The following is a 17784-nucleotide window of genomic DNA, read 5'->3' on the forward strand; positions in this document are numbered from 1 at the left end:
ATTGACCAACTTCAAAAAAATACCAAGGAATATTATGTTGCTTGCCATTGCTGCGATTGTTTTTGGCCTCGCGTTGTTAGTCTGGAGCGCAGACCGTTTTGTTGAAGGGGCAGCCGCTACCGCGAATCACTTAGGCATGCCAGCGCTGCTTATCGGCATGGTGATTATTGGGTTTGGTACGTCTGCACCTGAAATGGTGGTATCGGCACTCGCTTCTTCGCAAGGAAACCCTGGACTAGCGCTCGGGAACGCGTACGGCTCCAACATCACCAATATAGCCTTAATTCTTGGTATTACCGCGGTGCTGGCCCCTATTTCAGTCGCCAGCCAAGTATTAAAACGCGAAGCACCGATGCTTATTGCCATCACATTATTATCCGCTTGGCCACTTATGGACGGCGTCATTACTGAGCTTGAGGCTTGGATATTGCTTGCAATATTTGCCAGTTACCTGGGTTGGAGCATTTACCAAGGTATGACCGGCAGCACCGATGTGCTTAGCACTGAGTACGATCAAGAGATTAAAGCGTCAGCCATGCCAATCGGTCGCGCGGTCACTTGGCTTGTGGTTGGCTTGATCTTACTTATCATAAGTTCACGTATATTAGTTTGGGGCGCAGTTGATATCGCCACTGCACTTGGCGTAAGTGACTTGATTATCGGTTTAACTGTGGTCGCTATTGGCACGTCTTTGCCTGAATTGGCATCGGCCATTGCTGCCGTGCGCAAAAACGAACATGACTTAGCTCTGGGTAATGTCATCGGCTCGAACATGTTTAACACCTTAGCGGTGGTAGGTATCGCCGGTGCGATAACGCCAATTTCACTTGAACCCTTGGTGTTGCAACGCGATTGGTTGGTGATGACGGTGCTTACGTTCTTGTTGTTAATTTTTGCGTTTCGCCCAAATAACCGCCCGAATCGAATCAACCGCATTCATGGTGGAATATTTATAGCCTGTTACATTGGTTACACGGTGTACTTGCTGCAAACAGGATTTAACGTATGAATTTAATCTCGCAGTATACGGCGCAGCGGCTTGGCTTTGCAGGCCTAATCCCGTTTATTGCGCTGACGCTGGTGGCGCTGCTCGATCTCAACAGCGAGCTCGCCATACGTTTATTTATAATCTACAGCGCAATCATTTTTAGCTTCCTTGGTGGAATTCACTGGGGCTTGTGCATGGCTGATACCGACAACGACCAGCGTCGCGCACTACAATGGAGCATGCTGCCCTCAGTTGCTGGCTTCGGCATTTTATTCATTGCTGCCCTGCCATTATGTTGCGACTACGCCCTCGCCTTCTTGAGCATTCTGGCACTACTTCACCTGTTTTGGCTCAACTACGAACGCAGAAAGCTCACAGCGCACAGCTGGTATCTGGAGCTGCGTAGCCGCCTCACGTTCACCGTTGTAGCGCTGCACGTCATCCTAATCATCATAAGCATTTAAGTACAAAAACCGTTATTCGTGCGCTTCGCTGCTCGTGCGTTCGCTCCGCTCACTGTTAGTACATGCTGCGCACTGTTCGTAATGATTTTCCGAATAGCGCAGCGGACGAACAGCAAAGCGCACGAGTAACGAATAACGCTCTTTTCTTTCGCTATTGCGAATCGTTCTTGTTTGCGTTATCATTAGCTCAGTAACTATACGGAGCTATCTATGTACGTTTGTCTTTGTAAAGGCGTCACGGATAAAACGATTCGCCGCGCCGTCGATGACGGTCTCAGCAGCATGCGCGAGCTACGCCAGCAATATGGTGTGGGTACGCAATGCGGTTGCTGCACACAATGTGCGAAAAGTGTCGTCAAAGACGCAGTTGCCGAGCGCAATGCCCGACTCAAATCTGATACTTTATTGCCAATCGAGGTGTGCTACGCTTAAGCTGTTAAAAAAATAACAGCAAGGAGTAGTACCCATGAAAGGTGACAGCAAAGTTCTGCAAGAGCTAAATCGCATACTTACCCGCAAGCTCACAGCCATTAATCAATATTTCCTTCACGCCCGCATGTACAAAAATTGGGGCTTTGGTGAGCTCAATAGCACCATCTATAAAGCCTCAATTTATGAAATGAAACACGCCGATGACATCATTGAGCGCATTTTATTCCTTGGTGGCCTGCCCAATTTGCAAGATCTCGGCAAACTCTATATTGGCGAAGACCCACACGAAATGCTTCAGCTAGACCACAAAGTGCAGCTTGATGATGTGGTTGAAATTCGCAAGGCAATCAAAATTTGCGAAAGCGCTCAAGACTATGTCAGCCGTGATGAGTTGACGGAAATTCTCGAACAACAAGAAGAACAACTGGATTGGCTTGAAACCCAACTGGATCTGGTTGAGAAAATTGGCATTGCTAATTACTTGCAAACCAAGTTAGACGCATAAAGGAGCAGCTATGAGTCTTGATCATCAGGCCATTATTGAACAATTAAATCGACTATTGGCGTTCGAACTCACTTCGATTGACCAGTACACGGCACATTCTCGCGAATACGAAGACATGGGCTTCGAAAAACTCTATGAACGCATTAATCATGAGGTGGACGACGAGCGCGGTCATGCGGATTTGCTGATACGCCGCATTTTATTTTTAGGTGGCCAGCCGAATATGAATGGCCGCGAACAACACACCATCGCTCACGATGTGCCAACCATGCTGGCTAATGACTTGCAGCTTGAATACAACAATGCGAAAACCTTGCGTGAAGTGATTAACTTTTGTGAAGAAGCCGGCGACTTTGTGAGTCGCGATATGTTAGTTGGCATTTTAAAAGATACCGAAGAAGATCATGCTTATTGGCTACGCCAGCAATTAGAATTGATTGATAAATTGGGGTTACAACTGTATTTACAGGCACAAGTGAGATAACCACAGATGGACGTATTTTTGGCAGAAGTGCGCCAGCTTTTTAGCTGGCTCAATACCGAGCTATTCAAGGTTGGCGAAACCGCAATTACGTACGGGTCGTTTTTCCGTGTCTTAATTATTCTTATCGTCACTTACATCATCTCGCGCGTGCTACAAAATGGCTTGCGCCGCTTCGCGTCCTATCGGAAGTCGCTGGCCCAATCCTCGGTGTATGCGCTAACCCGAATCACTCATTACGTGGTGATGTTGGTCGGTGCATTGATTGCCGTATCGTCCATCGGTATTGATCTGACCAAGTTCGCTATCTTTGCCAGTGCGCTGGGTATTGGTGTGGGTTTTGGTTTGCAAAACCTTATCAGCAACTTCACAGCTGGCATCATGTTGCTGTTCGAAAAAACCTTAAAAGTGGGTGACTTTGTTGAACTGGAATCGGGTGTTACCGGCGAAGTGCAAGAAATAAATATTCGCAGCACCATTATTACCACCAATGACAACATCGATATCGTGGTACCGAACTCGGAGTTTGTAAATGGTCGCGTCACCAACTGGACCATGCGCGACACCATTCGTCGTTTAAAAGTTGAGTTTGGCGTCGCGTACGGCACCGACAAAGAGTTAGTGCGCAAGGCTGTGTTAGAAGCAGCATCGCGCGTGCCTCATACGCTCGATGATGGTAGTCACCGACCACCACAAGTGTGGCTAACCGAGTTCGGCGACAGTTCATTAAATTTTGAGTTAGTTGTCTGGTTGCAGCCTGAAGCGGTGAACCGCCCCAGCGCGGTTAAAGCCGCGTTTATGTGGGAGATTCATACATCGCTCGAAGAATATGACATTGAAATTCCATTCCCTCAACGCGATTTGCACATTCGCTCTTGGGCAGAGGATGCTCAGTTGAAAATGGGCACTTTGGAAGCCAAAGAGAAAAAGCGCAGCACCAAATCAACTAAAAGCAAACGTCCTGAGAATGATGCTGCCGAGGAACTTTAGTTTAGTTAGCTTAAGCGTTCGCGAATCTCGTCAATGCAGGTGGGGTCATCAATGGTTGATGGCACCACCACTTCCTCACCATCAGCGATTTGCCGCAATACTCTGCGCAAAATTTTGCCCGAACGTGTTTTCGGTAACCGTGGCACCACCAAAATTTTCTTCAAGCAGGCCACGGCACCAATCTCGTCGCGCACCCGTTGCACTAAGCGCGCTGCCAACTCGGTATCACTGATCGCCACACCATCTTTGGTTATCACTAAGCCCACAGGCACTTGCCCTTTTAGCGCGTCTTGCACACCAATAACCGCGCATTCAGCAACAGCAGCGTCTTGTGCTAACACTTCTTCCATTTCGCCCGTCGATAATCGATGCCCCGCCACATTGATGACATCATCTGTACGGCCCATGATAAACACATAGTCGTCATCATCTTTATAACCACCGTCACCGGTGCTGTAATAGCCCGGGAATTCAGTCATGTAACCGCTAATAAAGCGGTCGTTGTTGTTCCAGATGGTAGTTAAACAGCCCGGCGGTAACGGCAACTTAATTGCCACCGCACCCTGTTCATTGGGTGCGACTTCCTGCCCTTTGTAATCTAATATACGCACGTCATAACCTGGCAGCGGTAAGGTCGCAGAACCCGGCTTAATCGGATGTTCCGCAATACCAACTGGGTTAGCACAAATAGGCCAACCGGATTCAGTTTGCCACCAGTGATCATACACGGGCTTACCGGTAATCTCGGTGGTCCAATCATAGGTTGCCGGGTCCAACCGCTCCCCCGCCATGTAAATACGTTCCAGCGCAGTTAAATCGTAATTCTCAAGCAACTTGCCTTCGGGATCTTCTTTTTTCACGGCGCGAAATGCCGTTGGCGCTGAAAACAGCACATTCACTTTATAGTCAGCGCACACGCGCCAAAAAGCGCCCGCATCGGGTGTGCGCACGGGCTTACCTTCGTACATAATAGTGGTCGCGCCGGCCAGGAGTGGTCCGTAAACAATGTACGAATGCCCAACCACCCACCCTACGTCTGAGGCAGTAAACATTACTTGCCCCGGCGCTATGGCATAAACCGTCTGCATGGAATAATTGAGTGCCACCGCATAGCCACCTGTATCGCGCACCACGCCTTTCGGCTTACCGGTGGTTCCCGATGTATACAGCACATACAAAGGGTCGGTACTGTTCACCACAGCGCACTCTGACGGGGTTACCCCCTTTAAGCCTTGCTGCCAGTCAATATCGCCAGTGCGACTTAAATCGGCTTTACATTGCTCGCGCTGAAATACAATTACATTGGCTGGCTTATGGTTCGCTTCGTCTACCGCCTTATCCACCAGCGGCTTGTAGGCAATCACCCGATTCACTTCAACCCCACACGACGCGGTAACCACCAATTTAGGTTTGGCATCATCAATGCGTACGGCCAACTCGTGCGGCGCAAAACCGCCGAATACCACTGAATGAATGGCTCCTAAACGCGCACAGGCCAGCATCGCGATGGCCGCCTGCGGTATCATGGGCATGTAAATAACAACCCGGTCGCCCTTTTTAACATGCTGCTTTTTCAGCAAGCCTGCAAACAAGGCAACTTCATCGCGCAACTGGCGGTAAGTGTAAGTTTGTTTTTGACCGGTTACCGGGGAATCATAAATCAACGCAACCTGCTCACCACGGCCATTATCAACGTGATAATCAAGCGCCATGAATGAAATATTTAGCTCGCCATCAGCGAACCAGTCCGCCATTCCACTTGGCTTTATAGCACTAGCTTTGGTCGGTTCCTTAAACCAATGCAGCTGCCCTGCTTGTTTTAGCCAGAATGCTTCGGTGCGTTGTAATGAAGACTCATATTCCCGTGGGTAACTCATAGTAAATTCCTTGTTTACTGCTACTTGCACTAATGTAGCGTGTTACGGGATTTTTCCCATACGACTTAGGTATGAAGGCGAAGGGCGTTATTCGTTATTCGTTATTCGTGCGTTCGCTCCGCTCACTGTTCGAAATGATTTATCGAATAGCGTAGCGGACGAACAGCGCAGCGCACGAACAACGACAAGCGAAGCGATCGATTAACGAATAACCATTAACGAATAACGAACAACGATGTTGATTTACTCAGGGCTTTTCCCTATCATACCCGCCACTTCAGGAGAGGTGTCCGAGTGGCTGAAGGAGCACGCCTGGAAAGTGTGTATACGGCAACGTATCGAGGGTTCGAATCCCTCTCTCTCCGCCAGATACAAAATAACCGCCCATGTGGCGGTTTTTTTGTGCCTTCAGTTTGGTGCTTCGCGACGGTTCGCCCCTTTAGTGCGGTTATAAACATTGCTCATTGTGGCAGCACTTCATATAGTGGTTTGCACGTACACACTATGGAGTGAACACCATGAATCACCTTGTTACAGGTTCGAAAGCCGCCATTGCAAGCTGCGCACTCGCGCTTGCCTGCGGTTTTGCGTCATTTTCCAGTTCAGCCGCAGACCGGCTAACCGGGCATCATTTTGCAACGCGTTCAGAGGCAATGGCACCAAACGCGATGGCAGCGACCAGTCAGCCGCTGGCAACGCAAGTTGCCTTAGACATCATGCAAGCTGGCGGTAATGCCATTGACGCAGCGATTGCAGCCAATGCTCTATTGGGGTTGGTTGAACCAACCGGTAACGGTATCGGCGGTGACTTATTTGCCATCGTTTGGGATGCCGACGGTAAACGTCTGCATGGCTTGAATGCTTCGGGCCGCTCGCCGCAATCACTGACACTCGATTACTTTATTGAAAATGGTTACGAGTCAATCCCGCCGCGCGGTGTATTGCCACTGTCTGTGCCGGGTGCAGTAGACGGTTGGTTTGAATTGCACGAAAAATTCGGCAAGCTGCCCATGAGTCAAATACTCGCTCCAGCCATTGAATATGCTGAGCAAGGCTTTCCAGTCACTGAGGTTATTGCGTACTATTTTGAACGCAATGCGCAAGTGTTGAAAAACGAGCCGGGCTTTGCGGATGTGTTTCTGAAAGATGGCGTGCCGCCGCAAAAGGGTAAAATGTTTAAAAACCCTGACCTGGCCAACACGCTACGCAAAATTGCTGAAGGCGGTCGTGATGCCTTTTACAAAGGCGAAATTGCTAAAACTATCGGTGCATTTGTTCAAGAACACGGTGGCTTTCTCAGCTACGACGACTTAGCCAACCACAGCTCAGAGTGGGTGAATCCGGTTTCAACCAACTATCGCGGTTACGATTTATGGGAATTACCACCGAACACTCAAGGTATTGCTGCCCAGCAGATTTTGAATATTCTGGAAAACTACGACCTTGCAAGCATGGGCTTCGATAGCCCTGAGTACGTGCATTTATTTGTCGAAGCGAAGAAATTAGCGTTTGAAGATCGCGCCAAATATTACTCCGATCCAGATTTCAACGATGTGCCAGTTGAAGGCTTGTTGGATAAAAGCTATGCCAAGCAACGCGCAAAACTCATTAATATGGAACGCGCCGGCAAGGCTTACGAGCCGGGTAACCCGCCAACCGAAGGTGATACCATCTACCTTACTACCGCGGATGCCGAAGGCAACATGGTGTCGTTGATTCAAAGCAACTACCGCGGTATGGGCTCAGGCGTAACGCCAACCGGCCTCGGCTTTGTTATACAAGACCGTGGTGAACTGTTTGCGTTAGACAAGAATCACCGAAATGTTTATGAGCCAGGCAAACGTCCGTTCCATACCATTATTCCAGCGTTTGTAACCAAAGACGGCAAGCCATTGATGAGTTATGGCGTTATGGGCGGAGCCACGCAGCCGCAAATGCATGCGCAAATTCTTATCAACATGATTGATTTTGGTATGAACCTGCAAGAAGCTGGTGATGCACCACGAATCCTGCATACGGGCTCAAGCCAACCGACTGGCGAGATCATGAGCGACGGCGGTGCAATAAGCCTTGAAAATGGTTTCTCTGACCATACTCGGCGTGAATTGATTAAAATGGGCCATACATTACAGGAAGCTGTTGGCCCATACGGTGGCTACCAAGCCATTTGGCGCAACCATGAAGAAGGCGTATATTACGGTGCATCAGAGAGCCGCAAAGACGGCCATGCTGCAGGGTATTAATCGTATAAGGAACTAACACAATGGATTTAGTGCTTACGGCATTGATAGCCAGTACAGTAACCGGTGGACTCACGGCTGTAGGCGCGCTTCCTATCTTAGTCGGTAAAAAGCCTTCCGAACGCTTTAACGACACCTTGTTAGGTTTTGCGGCTGGCGTCATGCTAGCCGCATCGTTTTTCTCTCTGATCATTCCTTCAATCGATATTTCTACCGAAATATATGGCGCAGGCCCCTTACCGGCAGCCATAGCTGTAGCCGGCATTTTACTCGGCGCTGTCGCTATTTTCTTGCTCGATCGGTTACTTCCTCACCGCCATTTTATTAGCGGTACCGAAGGGCCCAACACTGACAAAGTTGCTGGCGTGTGGCTGTTCATATTCGCCATCGCCATTCATAATTTTCCCGAAGGCTTAGCCGTTGGCGTTGCCTATGGCAGTGGTCAACAAGAAACCGCATTCTCGTTAGCTTTGGGTATCGGCTTGCAGAACTTACCCGAAGGGCTCGCAGTAGCTGTTGGCTTGGTCGCCGTAGGCTATTCCCGACTGCTGGCGTTTGCCGTAGCCTCCTTGACTGGTTTAATCGAACCGGTTGGAGGTTTGTTTGGCGGAATTTTCGTCAATATTTCCGAATTATTATTACCTTGGGGCTTAGTTTTTGCCGCCGGGGCCATGTTATTTGTGATCAGCCATGAGATTATTCCAGAAACCCATCGCCACGGCCATCATAGCCGTGCTACAGCAGGTCTGATGGTTGGTTTGGTGGTTATGTTATTTCTCGATGTTTGGTTAGGAGCGGTATGAGTCAGGCTAAAGTACTATTCTTAGGTTATGGAGACATCGCGCAGCGTGCCGCGCCACTTATGGTGGCAGCAGGCTGGCAGGTAGTTGGTGCATGCCGACATCCAGATCGTAAACCAACCATTAACGGCGTTGAGGTTGTTGCGGCGGATGCCAACAACGAACGTGAGTTGAGCGCCTTATTAGCGCATGAGTTCGATGCGATTGTGGTTACGCTGACACCATCGGACTACAGTCGCGAAGGTTATCACCAAGGTTACGTGGTGCCCTGTCGGCACCTGCAACACCTCCTGCATCAGCAGGCAAATCCACCACGGGTGCTTTATATCTCAAGTACTGGTGTATATGGCCATCGTAATGGCGAATGGGTTGACGAAACCAGCCCCACCAAACCTGACAGTGACAGCGGTGAAATGCTGTTACAAGCCGAACAAGTGATTCAAGGCAGTCCGGCAACGGTTAGTATTTTGCGCTGTTCGGGCATTTATGGTCCAGGCCGTGAACGGCTTCAGCAACAATTGCGCGATGGCTCTGCCGTAATTACGCCAGCTTGGACGAATCGCATTCATAGCGACGATATTGCGGGATTTATTGCGTATCTATTGGAAAACCCTGAACACAATGCGCCAGTTTATCTGGTTACCGATGATGAGCCGCTGTTGCAAGCCGACGCATATCAACGCATGGCCACACGCCTTGGCGTTTCCATCGACAATCTAAAGCGCACCGACAAGGTCGGCCCGCGCGGCAGCAAGCGTTTAAGCAACAAACTGATGCGCGCGACCGGTTACGTTCTAAAGCATCCAACGCTTTAATCGTTATTGGTTAATCGTTATTCGTTATTGGTTAATCGAATAACGAATAACGCGTTTTAGCCTTTGAATTGCAGCATTCGGTTCAGGGGCTTCAACGCGCGCTCAGCAAGCGCAGCATCCACATGAACCTCATGGCCTGCACCACCGCTCTCAAGTGCCTCAGCGATAGCTACAAGACCGTTCATTGCCATCCAAGGGCAATGCGCACAACTGCGACAGGTTGCGCCGTTACCAGCTGTTGGTGCTTCAATGAAGTGCTTGTTCGGTGACAGTTGCTGCATTTTGTAAAAAATGCCGCGGTCCGTTGCCACTATAAAGGTTTCATTCGGCAATTCTTGGCTAGCTTTAATCAGTTGCGACGTAGACCCCACCGCATCCGCCAATTCAACCACCGCCTGTGGCGACTCTGGATGCACCAAAATAGCAGCTTCCGGATAAACGCGTTTGAGGTCTTCAAGCGCCTTCATCTTAAATTCATCATGCACAATACAGGCGCCCTGCCACATAATCATGTCGGCACCGGTTTGCTTCTGAATGTACGCACCTAAGTGTTTGTCCGGGCCCCACAAAATCTTCTCACCGTTGGCATCTAGGTGATCAACCACTTCCAACGCAATGCTTGACGTAACCACCCAATCGGCACGCGCTTTCACAGCTGCCGAGGTGTTGGCGTACACCACCACCGTGCGATCAGGGTGCTCGTCACAAAACTTGGAAAACTCTTCAATTGGGCAACCCAGATCAAGTGAGCAGGTCGCCTCTAAAGTGGGCATTAATACGCGCTTGTTGGGAGTTAATATTTTGGCGGTTTCGCCCATAAACTTAACGCCAGCAACAATTAATGTTTCTGCTTTATGCTGCGCGCCAAAACGCGCCATTTCGAGTGAGTCAGCAACACAACCGCCGGTTTCCTCAGCTAACGCCTGAATTTCAGGATCAGTATAATAATGAGCAACCAACACCGCATTTTTTTCCTGCAATAATTGCTTAATGCGGGCGATGTATTCTGCCTTTTGCGCGTCAGTTAAAACTTTTGGTTTTGGCGGGAACGGATAGTCCAAACTATCAATCACCCGTGCTTGAATTTCTGCCGTAATGCTCATGGTACCACTTCAGTGCATAGAAAAAGTTGCGGTAGTATAAATCAAAATCTTGCAGGGGGAAAATAGTGGTGGGTTGTGCAGGATTCGAACCTGCGACCAATTGATTAAAAGTCAACTGCTCTACCAACTGAGCTAACAACCCACGCTATAATTTTGAAGAAGGTGAGAGTGATTGGTGGGTTGTGCAGGATTCGAACCTGCGACCAATTGATTAAAAGTCAACTGCTCTACCAACTGAGCTAACAACCCATCACTATCTTGCCGCGCACTTATCAGTGGCAACGGCGGCATAGTTTACTTAAAAAGCCGCTCGTTGCAACTGTAAATTGAAGGAATCGGGTGCGTTTGCTCAATTTGCGAACGTTTCGCCGATTTTTCTACAGGATATTTACAAATTCGACAAACGTTTGCGAGCCAAACCGGCTTCTGTCGAATCCGCATATTCGGTGATGACCTGATTATATAACTTACGCGCCTGTTCAGTTTGATTTTGTTGCTGAGCGATTATGCCGAGCTTCAGAATACAATCACCGCGCTTGTTACTATCAGGAAAATCGGTAACGACGGTCGAGAAGTGAACCTTCGCTTGGTCATATTTGCTCTCAGCAAATAGCAATTGTCCTAACCAATAATGTGCATTTGGCACATAGGTTGAGTCCGGATAATTCTTGATAAATGACTCAAAGGCAGGCACAGCGGCATCGTAGCGTTTGTCACGCAGAACCAACTGAATCGCTTGCTCGTAAGCGTCATTTTCAGAAACATCGGATGAATAGGCGCTAGTCGTCGAAACGGGTGTCGATTCAACCTTTGGCGACTGCGGTTGTGGCTGCGCAGCTAAACGGCGGTCAATTTCTTGGTAGATTTCGCGCTGACGCTGAAGAATTTGCTCGATTTGATAAGCGTGCTCTTCGGTTTTACCACGAAGATCAGCAACCTCATCTTGCATTTGCGACATTTGATCAAGAAGCGCCATTTGTGCCGAATTACGGGCATCCATGACACGTTCAAGTTGATTTAAACGTTCTTCGAGAGAACCACTGCCTAACTTAGAAACCGGTGCCTGCGCATGCAGGACACCGGGAATCAGAAAGGCCAATACTAAGATTACTTTTTGCATTGGCTCAACCAGTTACTTAGTAAACGAGAACACCGCGGCGGTTTTTCGCGTAGGCGTCGTTGTTTGAAGCGTTAATTAACGGCTTTTCTTCACCGTAAGAAACGGTTGTAACTTGGCTTGAACTTACGCCCAAGTTTTGCAAGTACTGAGCAACAGCTTTCGCACGACGCTCACCCAATGCAATGTTGTACTCTGGCGTGCCACGCTCGTCACAGTGACCTTCAACAGTCACAGTTACATTTGGATTCTCAACTAAGAAATCCGCGTGTGCAGCAAGTACTTGTGCGTACTCAGAAGAGATACGTGAATCGTCAAATGCAAAGAAAATCATGTTTTCTTGACGTAATTCAGCAACTTTTTCAGCACGAATTTCTTCAGGGGTTTTCTGACGCTCTACTGCGCCAACATCAACACCTGATTGGTCTTGTTGTTGTTCCTGTTGTTGATTCGTTTGCTGATCAACAGCTTCTTCAGCACCTTGGTTAGAGCTACATGCTGCTAGAGTCAGCATAGGTACTGCAATGAACAGACTTTTTAAGGCTTTATTTGCGTTCATATCCGCGTTCCTTTCTTTCATGTAAGTGATTAATCTTTCAATGTTAAACACATTTTCTAACGTAAAAATGGTGACCACGACGGTGACTTCACTTCACCTTCGCGCGCCGGTAGACGTGCTTTGAACCGCCCATCTACCGAAACCAGCGCTAACACCTGCTGATTATTATGGGTGGTGCTATAAATCACCATACTGCCATTTGGAGCCAGACTTGGCGACTCATCCAAAGCGGTTTGCGTTAACACTTGCATGGCACCGTTTGGATAATCTTGGCGCGCAATGTGATAGTTCCCCTGCGTGCGGTTTACCATAATCACTTGCTTGCCATCTGGCGAATACGTTCCCCCCAAGTTCTGCTCCCCTTCAAAGGTTAATCGGCGAACTTGGCCTGCACTTAAATTTACGCTATAAAGTTGCGGTCTTCCACCCCTTTCTGACGTAAAAATCAGCGAGTTACTATCTGGCGACCAACTTGGTTCCGTATCAATGGCGTGATGATTGGTAATACGACGTAGTCGCTTACTTGCCAAATCCATCACGTACAACTCAGGGTTGCCATCTTTCGAAAGAACCATTGCCATGCTTTTGCCATCAGGCGAAAACACTGGGCTACTGTTAATGCCAGGGAAATTCGTTATCCGTTCTCTACTACGAGTATAGATGTCTTGAATGAAAATCTCTGGTTTTTTATTCTCAAAACTGACATAAGCCAACTTATTGCCATCTGGCGACCATGACGGTGACATCAGCGGCTCGGGGCTACGCAACAGTACACGTTCATTGTAGCCGTCATAGTCCGCAACAACCAATTCATACGGCTTATCTAAGTTATGATTAACAGTAACATACGCTATACGTGTCATAAACGCACCGCGTTGTCCGGTTAAGGTTTCGTAAAAAATATCTGAAATACGGTGCGAGTACTGGCGAAACTGGTCACCTGATATAACGCTAGAGCGCGCATCCAGAATATGATCTTCAGATGTCACTAACTGGCCATTGCGCAGTACCTGAGTGCCACTGGTAATTTGCCCGCGCAAGATATCAACAATTTCAAAAGACACCGTATACCGGTCCATTGAGTGCGGTTCGATAGTGCCCACCAAAACGGCTTCTACGCCTAAACTTGCCCATTCAGTGTAGTCTATTTCCGCTGAGCTGGTCGGTTGTTGCGGCATCGCTGTAATTGGAATTGGGTTAAATTTCCCGCTGCGCATTAAGTCAGCCGCCACCACGTCGGTTAATCCGTCGGGTCTTGGGCCAGTGCCTTTCCATTGGAATGGTACGACAGCAATCGGCCGGGCGGAATCAATGCCGCCGGTGATAACAATCTCGAGCGACGCTCGCGCTTGCTGGCTCGCAATCAGCATGCCCGCAGCGGCTACAACACAAATTAGCAGTTTCTTCATCATAAGCTTCTTTATTTATTCCGCTATAAAAGGAAAAGTAATGTCTTTCATTTGTTCATAAACATCGGGGTCTTGCGACATAGGTAACGTACCTACTTTTAAAATTGCGCGGCGTGCAGACTCACAAACCGCACGGTCCCCTTCACCTTCGCTGACAGAAGTTACAAAACCACTCCGTGCCAAGGTGATGTTTAATCGGCATTCTTTACCGCGCATTGAGTCATCAACAATCCAGTTGCGTTTCACGGTATTTCGAATCAGCGCTGAGTAGCGATCGACTTCGCTCTGCACTTGCTGCCGGCGCGCCGACGCACGTTCCTGCGCTTCACGTTCTAGCTCTTCTTGTAACTGACGTTCGCGCTCAGCACGCTCGCGTGCTTCCTGCTCACGTTTTTTCCGTTCAGCTTCAGCCTTACGCGCCTCTTCTTCTTTGCGCTTGCGCTCTGCTTCGGCTTTAGCCGCTGCTGCTTCTTCACGTTTACGGCGTTCAGCTGCTGCAGCTGCGGCTTGCTCCGCTTCTTCGCGTTGCTTTTGGGCCGCCGCTTTTTCTTGTTCTAACTTGCGCCGTTCAGCTTCTTGTTGCTGCTGTAATTCACGTAACCGTTGTTGTTCAGCTTCACGGGCTTTGCGCGCTTCAATAGCCCGCCGTTCTAATTCTTCCTGGCGGCGTTTTTCGGCCAAATCTTGCTGGCGTTCACGCTCGCGAATTTCATTAACCCGCTGCTCAACAGCTGCTTGATCCACTGTAACGGCTTGCACTATTTCTCGGTTATCAGGTTGCGGTTCATCCGGCGTCGATAATTCAACCTGGAGCGGCGTCTTATCAAATGGCATTTTAAAATTCATACCAAATATCATCAATCCGACGATGACAACATGCACCAACACAGAAAGTGCCAGCGGAACTGTCCACTCACTTGGCCACGACCAACCTTTCTTTGCCACTACTGCTCACCTACCGAATTATCCGTCATTAAACCAACTTGAGGTACGCCTGCACGTTGCAACAATACCATCAATTGAACCACTTGGTTGTATTGTACCGCACCGTCCCCCTTCACCACCACCGGTCGTCCAGGGCTTACTTGCAACTCAGCTTGTACTGCCACAGCCAAATCAACCACGTCAATCGCGTCATTCGGGTCATTGGCGGTACTTAAGAAATAGTTACCGTCTTTATCAACTGAAACCACAATGGGTGGTTTACTTTCAGGATCAAGCGGCTCCGCTGAGGCCTTCGGTAAATCAACCTTCACCCCCTGCGTGATCAGCGGTGCGGTAACCATGAAAATGATGAGCAGCACCAACATAACGTCTATGTAGGGTACCACATTAATCTCCGACACCTGTTTACGGCGTCTGCGCGTCACCGTCATCATGCCGGCTTGCTCGCTTTAACTTGTGAACCTTGGCGCTGCAAAATGGCCATTAGCTCATCCATAAAGTTCACGTATTGGTTATCAACTTTTTCTACCCGATACGTAAAACGGTTGTAAGCGATAACAGCAGGAATCGCAGCAAATAGGCCCATTGCGGTCGCAATCAAAGCCTCTGCAATACCTGGCGCCACCATGGCTAAGGTTGCTTGTTGCACAGCACCCAAACCAATAAATGCGTTCATAATGCCCCACACCGTACCGAACAAACCCACATAAGGGCTTATCGAGCCGATGGTGGCCAGAAATGACAAATTGTTTTCTAAGCGGTCCAGTTCGCGCGAATGCACCACGCGCATGGCGCGGTAGGACGCGTCCAGCACTTGCTGTTGATCCAGACCTTGATTGTTGCGCAACCGTGCAAACTCCTTAAAGCCCGCGTGAAACAGCTTTTCCATGCCTGAAGCATTCTGGGCACGTGCTGAAACCTCTTGGAACAAGCGCGCTAAATCAACGCCAGACCAAAATCGGTCTTCAAACTGCAAAGCACTTTGTGACGCAGTTTTTAAAATTTTTGCGCGTTGAAAAATCATCATCCAACCCACCACTGAAAAGCCCAGCAGTAATAACATCACCAGCTGAACAACAATGCTAGCCTCTAAAATAAGCGCGGTTATCGATAATTCAGTTTGCACGTTTCAACACCTCAAAAATCTCCATTGGCATAGGCACTGCTCTTATAGCTTCACCCGATTGCCCTAAATTCACACAGGCTGCTTTAATCTGCGCCTCACAAAAAATTCGTCCATCGCTATGCATTACCTGCTGCGAAAACAATACCGAAGCCTTCCCGAGGCGTTCGACCACAACAGTCACCGTCAGTTCATCATTAAACCGAGCTGGCGCAACCAAATCCATTTGCACTTGACGCACAACAAAACCAATACGGTGTTCAAGCCAAGTATTTTGTTCAATCCCTAAGGAGCGTAGCCATTCTGTACGTGCTCGCTCAAGGAATTTGAGATAGTTGGCATAATAAACGATACCGCCAGCATCTGTGTCTTCGTAATAGACCCGTATCGGCCATTCAAATGTTAACTTGTTCAATTTTACACCAGATATTTTTTCATCTTAACGATCTGACCAATTTTTACAAAACCCTTAATATTCGGGGCTAAACTTGGTCAGACCAATTTTAGTGAGAACACTTTTTAACCAGCTTTAACACCAACCCATTAGTAAAAGTAATGTGAAATACAATTTTTCTCGTTTGAAAGCTGGTCTGTCCTCCGTATAATGCGCTGCATATACCAGATACGAAGAGACCGGTTGTCACTTCTTCCTGTTATTGTTCCCTGGATTTAACTTCCTTGTTGTTCTGTATTTTGCCCGCTCCTTGAGCGGGCTTTTTTTTGTATAAATTCAAAGGCGATGTTAGTTATTAGTTATTAGTTATTAGTTATTAGTTATTGGTTATTCGAAAAAACAAAACACCAAAACTAGCACACAAAAAAGTGAGCAAATCTGACTCCGAACTGAACAGCGAGCAAAACTCACGAATAACCAATAACGAATAACGAATAACGGCTCTAGTCCTTCCCCAAGCCGAAGTGAGCATATGCATGCGGTGTTGCAATTCGACCGCGCGGCGTACGCTGCAAGAAACCTTGCTGAATCAAATACGGCTCCAATACATCTTCAATGGTATCTTTTTCTTCACCGATAGCGGCTGCCAGATTATCTAAACCAACCGGCCCGCCCATAAACTTCTCGATAATTGCCAACAGCAGCTTGCGATCCATGTAATCAAAGCCCGCTTCGTCAACATCCACCATCAGCAGCGCTGCCGACGCCGTAACTTCATCGATGTGGCCATTGTTTTTTACTTCAGCGAAATCACGTACACGGCGTAATAACCGATTGGCAATCCGCGGTGTACCGCGTGACCGCCGCGCAATTTCCAAAGCACCTGCAGGCTCTAGGTTTAAATTCAAATACTTCGCCGAGCGGCGAATAATCGTTGTCAGTTCTTCAACGTTATAGAACTCAAGGCGCTGCACAATACCGAAACGATCGCGCAGCGGTGACGTTAATGCACCAGCTCGCGTCGTTGCACCAATCAACGTGAACGGTGGCAATTCCAGTTTAATCGAACGCGCCGCTGGGCCTTCACCAATCATGATATCCAACTGATAGTCTTCCATCGCTGGATAGAGAATCTCTTCAACCACCGGACTTAACCGATGAATTTCATCAATGAACAACACATCATGTTCTTCAAGATTGGTTAACAATGCCGCAAGATCACCTGCCTTTTCCAGCACAGGGCCTGAAGTTTGCCGGATATTTACGTTCAACTCATTCGCGACAATGTTTGCTAACGTAGTTTTACCTAGCCCTGGCGGGCCAAAAATCAATAGATGATCAAGCGCTTCTTCGCGCTGCCGAGCCGCTTGAATAAAGATTTCCATCTGCTCAACCACATGCTTCTGGCCGGTGTAGTCGGCAAGATGCTTCGGCCGAATCGCGCGATCGATAACTTCGTCATCGACTGTAGCCTGCGGTTGGTTAATGCGGTCTGGTTCAATCATTTTGACACCTTTAAAAGCGTTATCCGTTATTCGTTGT

At 48.4% G+C, this 17784-nt stretch carries 19 protein-coding genes and 3 tRNA genes; 10 read left to right on the plus strand and 12 right to left on the minus strand.

Features of this window, described 5'->3' with window-relative positions:
- Window positions 1-34: 34 nt before the first annotated feature.
- From ACN0UY_RS04990 to ACN0UY_RS05015, 6 genes are all read left to right on the plus strand, one after another.
- Window positions 35-1009: a calcium/sodium antiporter gene (locus ACN0UY_RS04990; RefSeq protein WP_417665621.1), complete on the plus strand. Its 975-nt coding sequence runs from the start codon at window positions 35-37 to the stop codon at window positions 1007-1009.
- Window positions 1006-1452 carry a DUF3429 domain-containing protein gene (locus ACN0UY_RS04995; protein WP_417665622.1) on the plus strand — a complete coding sequence of 149 codons (447 nt, stop codon included), beginning with the start codon at window positions 1006-1008 and terminating at the stop codon, window positions 1450-1452. Before ACN0UY_RS04990 ends, ACN0UY_RS04995 begins: the two co-directional genes overlap by 4 nt.
- A gap of 210 nt (window positions 1453-1662) precedes the next feature.
- The gene (locus tag ACN0UY_RS05000; protein WP_417665623.1) at window positions 1663-1884 is read left to right on the plus strand and encodes a bacterioferritin-associated ferredoxin; all 222 of its coding nucleotides are present in this window, start codon (window positions 1663-1665) and stop codon (window positions 1882-1884) included.
- A 34-nt stretch (window positions 1885-1918) separates the two neighbouring features.
- Window positions 1919-2389 carry a bacterioferritin gene (gene bfr, locus ACN0UY_RS05005; RefSeq protein WP_417665624.1) on the plus strand — a complete coding sequence of 157 codons (471 nt, stop codon included), beginning with the start codon at window positions 1919-1921 and terminating at the stop codon, window positions 2387-2389.
- A 10-nt stretch (window positions 2390-2399) separates the two neighbouring features.
- On the plus strand, window positions 2400-2873 hold the full coding sequence (gene bfr / locus ACN0UY_RS05010; RefSeq protein ID WP_417665625.1) for a bacterioferritin: 474 nt from the start codon (window positions 2400-2402) through the stop codon (window positions 2871-2873).
- A 6-nt stretch (window positions 2874-2879) separates the two neighbouring features.
- A complete protein-coding gene (locus tag ACN0UY_RS05015) occupies window positions 2880-3860 on the plus strand; it encodes a mechanosensitive ion channel family protein (protein WP_417665626.1) in 981 nt (326 codons plus the stop codon).
- Window positions 3861-3865: 5 nt separating this feature from the next.
- On the opposite strand, the gene ACN0UY_RS05020 is transcribed toward ACN0UY_RS05015, so the two are convergent.
- Window positions 3866-5737, minus strand: coding sequence for a propionyl-CoA synthetase (locus ACN0UY_RS05020; protein ID WP_417665627.1), 1872 nt, complete (start codon window positions 5735-5737; stop codon window positions 3866-3868).
- Between the two features lie 280 nt (window positions 5738-6017).
- Between ACN0UY_RS05020 and ACN0UY_RS05025 the strand changes: the two genes are divergently transcribed.
- The 4 genes from ACN0UY_RS05025 (at window position 6018) to ACN0UY_RS05040 (ending at window position 9592) form a co-directional block, all read left to right on the plus strand.
- Window positions 6018-6105 (plus strand) — tRNA-Ser (locus tag ACN0UY_RS05025).
- Window positions 6106-6255: 150 nt separating this feature from the next.
- Complete coding sequence (gene ggt, locus ACN0UY_RS05030; protein ID WP_417665628.1) at window positions 6256-7980, plus strand: gamma-glutamyltransferase; 1725 nt, start codon at window positions 6256-6258, stop codon at window positions 7978-7980.
- 20 nt (window positions 7981-8000) lie between these two features.
- Complete coding sequence (locus ACN0UY_RS05035; RefSeq protein ID WP_417665629.1) at window positions 8001-8780, plus strand: ZIP family metal transporter; 780 nt, start codon at window positions 8001-8003, stop codon at window positions 8778-8780.
- Window positions 8777-9592, plus strand: a complete 816-nt coding sequence (locus tag ACN0UY_RS05040) for an SDR family oxidoreductase (protein WP_417665630.1) — start codon at window positions 8777-8779, stop codon at window positions 9590-9592. The genes ACN0UY_RS05035 and ACN0UY_RS05040 overlap by 4 nt, the downstream gene beginning before the upstream one ends.
- Window positions 9593-9648: 56 nt before the next feature.
- Here ACN0UY_RS05040 and nadA read toward each other — a convergent pair whose 3' ends face one another.
- The 11 genes from nadA to ruvB all read right to left on the minus strand — a co-directional run bounded on the left by nadA (window position 9649) and on the right by ruvB (window position 17747).
- On the minus strand, window positions 9649-10695 hold the full coding sequence (gene nadA / locus ACN0UY_RS05045; protein ID WP_417665631.1) for a quinolinate synthase NadA: 1047 nt from the start codon (window positions 10693-10695) through the stop codon (window positions 9649-9651).
- A 66-nt stretch (window positions 10696-10761) separates the two neighbouring features.
- Window positions 10762-10837, minus strand: a tRNA-Lys gene (locus tag ACN0UY_RS05050).
- A 31-nt stretch (window positions 10838-10868) separates the two neighbouring features.
- A tRNA-Lys gene (locus ACN0UY_RS05055) sits at window positions 10869-10944 on the minus strand.
- 139 nt (window positions 10945-11083) lie between these two features.
- Window positions 11084-11815 carry a tol-pal system protein YbgF gene (ybgF, locus tag ACN0UY_RS05060; RefSeq protein ID WP_417665632.1) on the minus strand — a complete coding sequence of 244 codons (732 nt, stop codon included), beginning with the start codon at window positions 11813-11815 and terminating at the stop codon, window positions 11084-11086.
- 16 nt (window positions 11816-11831) lie between these two features.
- On the minus strand, window positions 11832-12371 hold the full coding sequence (gene pal / locus ACN0UY_RS05065; RefSeq protein ID WP_417665633.1) for a peptidoglycan-associated lipoprotein Pal: 540 nt from the start codon (window positions 12369-12371) through the stop codon (window positions 11832-11834).
- 56 nt (window positions 12372-12427) lie between these two features.
- Window positions 12428-13780 (minus strand): Tol-Pal system beta propeller repeat protein TolB, encoded by a 1353-nt coding sequence (tolB, locus tag ACN0UY_RS05070; RefSeq protein ID WP_417665913.1) that lies wholly within the window; start codon window positions 13778-13780, stop codon window positions 12428-12430.
- A 15-nt stretch (window positions 13781-13795) separates the two neighbouring features.
- A complete protein-coding gene (gene tolA, locus ACN0UY_RS05075; protein WP_417665634.1) occupies window positions 13796-14725 on the minus strand; it encodes a cell envelope integrity protein TolA in 930 nt (309 codons plus the stop codon).
- Window positions 14725-15159, minus strand: coding sequence for a protein TolR (gene tolR / locus ACN0UY_RS05080; protein ID WP_417665635.1), 435 nt, complete (start codon window positions 15157-15159; stop codon window positions 14725-14727). Before tolR ends, tolA begins: the two co-directional genes overlap by 1 nt.
- A complete protein-coding gene (gene tolQ / locus ACN0UY_RS05085) occupies window positions 15156-15851 on the minus strand; it encodes a protein TolQ (RefSeq protein WP_417665636.1) in 696 nt (231 codons plus the stop codon). Before tolQ ends, tolR begins: the two co-directional genes overlap by 4 nt.
- Window positions 15841-16263 (minus strand): tol-pal system-associated acyl-CoA thioesterase, encoded by a 423-nt coding sequence (ybgC, locus tag ACN0UY_RS05090; protein WP_417665637.1) that lies wholly within the window; start codon window positions 16261-16263, stop codon window positions 15841-15843. Before ybgC ends, tolQ begins: the two co-directional genes overlap by 11 nt.
- Window positions 16264-16745: 482 nt before the next feature.
- Complete coding sequence (gene ruvB / locus ACN0UY_RS05095; protein WP_417659730.1) at window positions 16746-17747, minus strand: Holliday junction branch migration DNA helicase RuvB; 1002 nt, start codon at window positions 17745-17747, stop codon at window positions 16746-16748.
- Window positions 17748-17784: the final 37 nt, after the last annotated feature.

The sequence above is a fragment of the Pseudidiomarina sp. genome, assembly GCF_048268165.1.
Classification (GTDB): domain Bacteria; phylum Pseudomonadota; class Gammaproteobacteria; order Enterobacterales; family Alteromonadaceae; genus Pseudidiomarina.

Coding starts and splice junctions, on each gene's coding strand:
- ACN0UY_RS04990 (WP_417665621.1), top strand. CDS start 35: ATGTTGCTTGCCATTGCTGCGATTGTTTTTGGCCTCGCGTTGTTAGTC.
- ACN0UY_RS04995 (WP_417665622.1), top strand. CDS start 1,006: ATGAATTTAATCTCGCAGTATACGGCGCAGCGGCTTGGCTTTGCAGGC.
- ACN0UY_RS05000 (WP_417665623.1), top strand. CDS start 1,663: ATGTACGTTTGTCTTTGTAAAGGCGTCACGGATAAAACGATTCGCCGC.
- bfr (WP_417665624.1), top strand. CDS start 1,919: ATGAAAGGTGACAGCAAAGTTCTGCAAGAGCTAAATCGCATACTTACC.
- bfr (WP_417665625.1), top strand. CDS start 2,400: ATGAGTCTTGATCATCAGGCCATTATTGAACAATTAAATCGACTATTG.
- ACN0UY_RS05015 (WP_417665626.1), top strand. CDS start 2,880: ATGGACGTATTTTTGGCAGAAGTGCGCCAGCTTTTTAGCTGGCTCAAT.
- ACN0UY_RS05020 (WP_417665627.1), bottom strand. CDS start 5,737: ATGAGTTACCCACGGGAATATGAGTCTTCATTACAACGCACCGAAGCA.
- ggt (WP_417665628.1), top strand. CDS start 6,256: ATGAATCACCTTGTTACAGGTTCGAAAGCCGCCATTGCAAGCTGCGCA.
- ACN0UY_RS05035 (WP_417665629.1), top strand. CDS start 8,001: ATGGATTTAGTGCTTACGGCATTGATAGCCAGTACAGTAACCGGTGGA.
- ACN0UY_RS05040 (WP_417665630.1), top strand. CDS start 8,777: ATGAGTCAGGCTAAAGTACTATTCTTAGGTTATGGAGACATCGCGCAG.
- nadA (WP_417665631.1), bottom strand. CDS start 10,695: ATGAGCATTACGGCAGAAATTCAAGCACGGGTGATTGATAGTTTGGAC.
- ybgF (WP_417665632.1), bottom strand. CDS start 11,815: ATGCAAAAAGTAATCTTAGTATTGGCCTTTCTGATTCCCGGTGTCCTG.
- pal (WP_417665633.1), bottom strand. CDS start 12,371: ATGAACGCAAATAAAGCCTTAAAAAGTCTGTTCATTGCAGTACCTATG.
- tolB (WP_417665913.1), bottom strand. CDS start 13,780: ATGAAGAAACTGCTAATTTGTGTTGTAGCCGCTGCGGGCATGCTGATT.
- tolR (WP_417665635.1), bottom strand. CDS start 15,159: ATGATGACGGTGACGCGCAGACGCCGTAAACAGGTGTCGGAGATTAAT.
- ruvB (WP_417659730.1), bottom strand. CDS start 17,747: ATGATTGAACCAGACCGCATTAACCAACCGCAGGCTACAGTCGATGAC.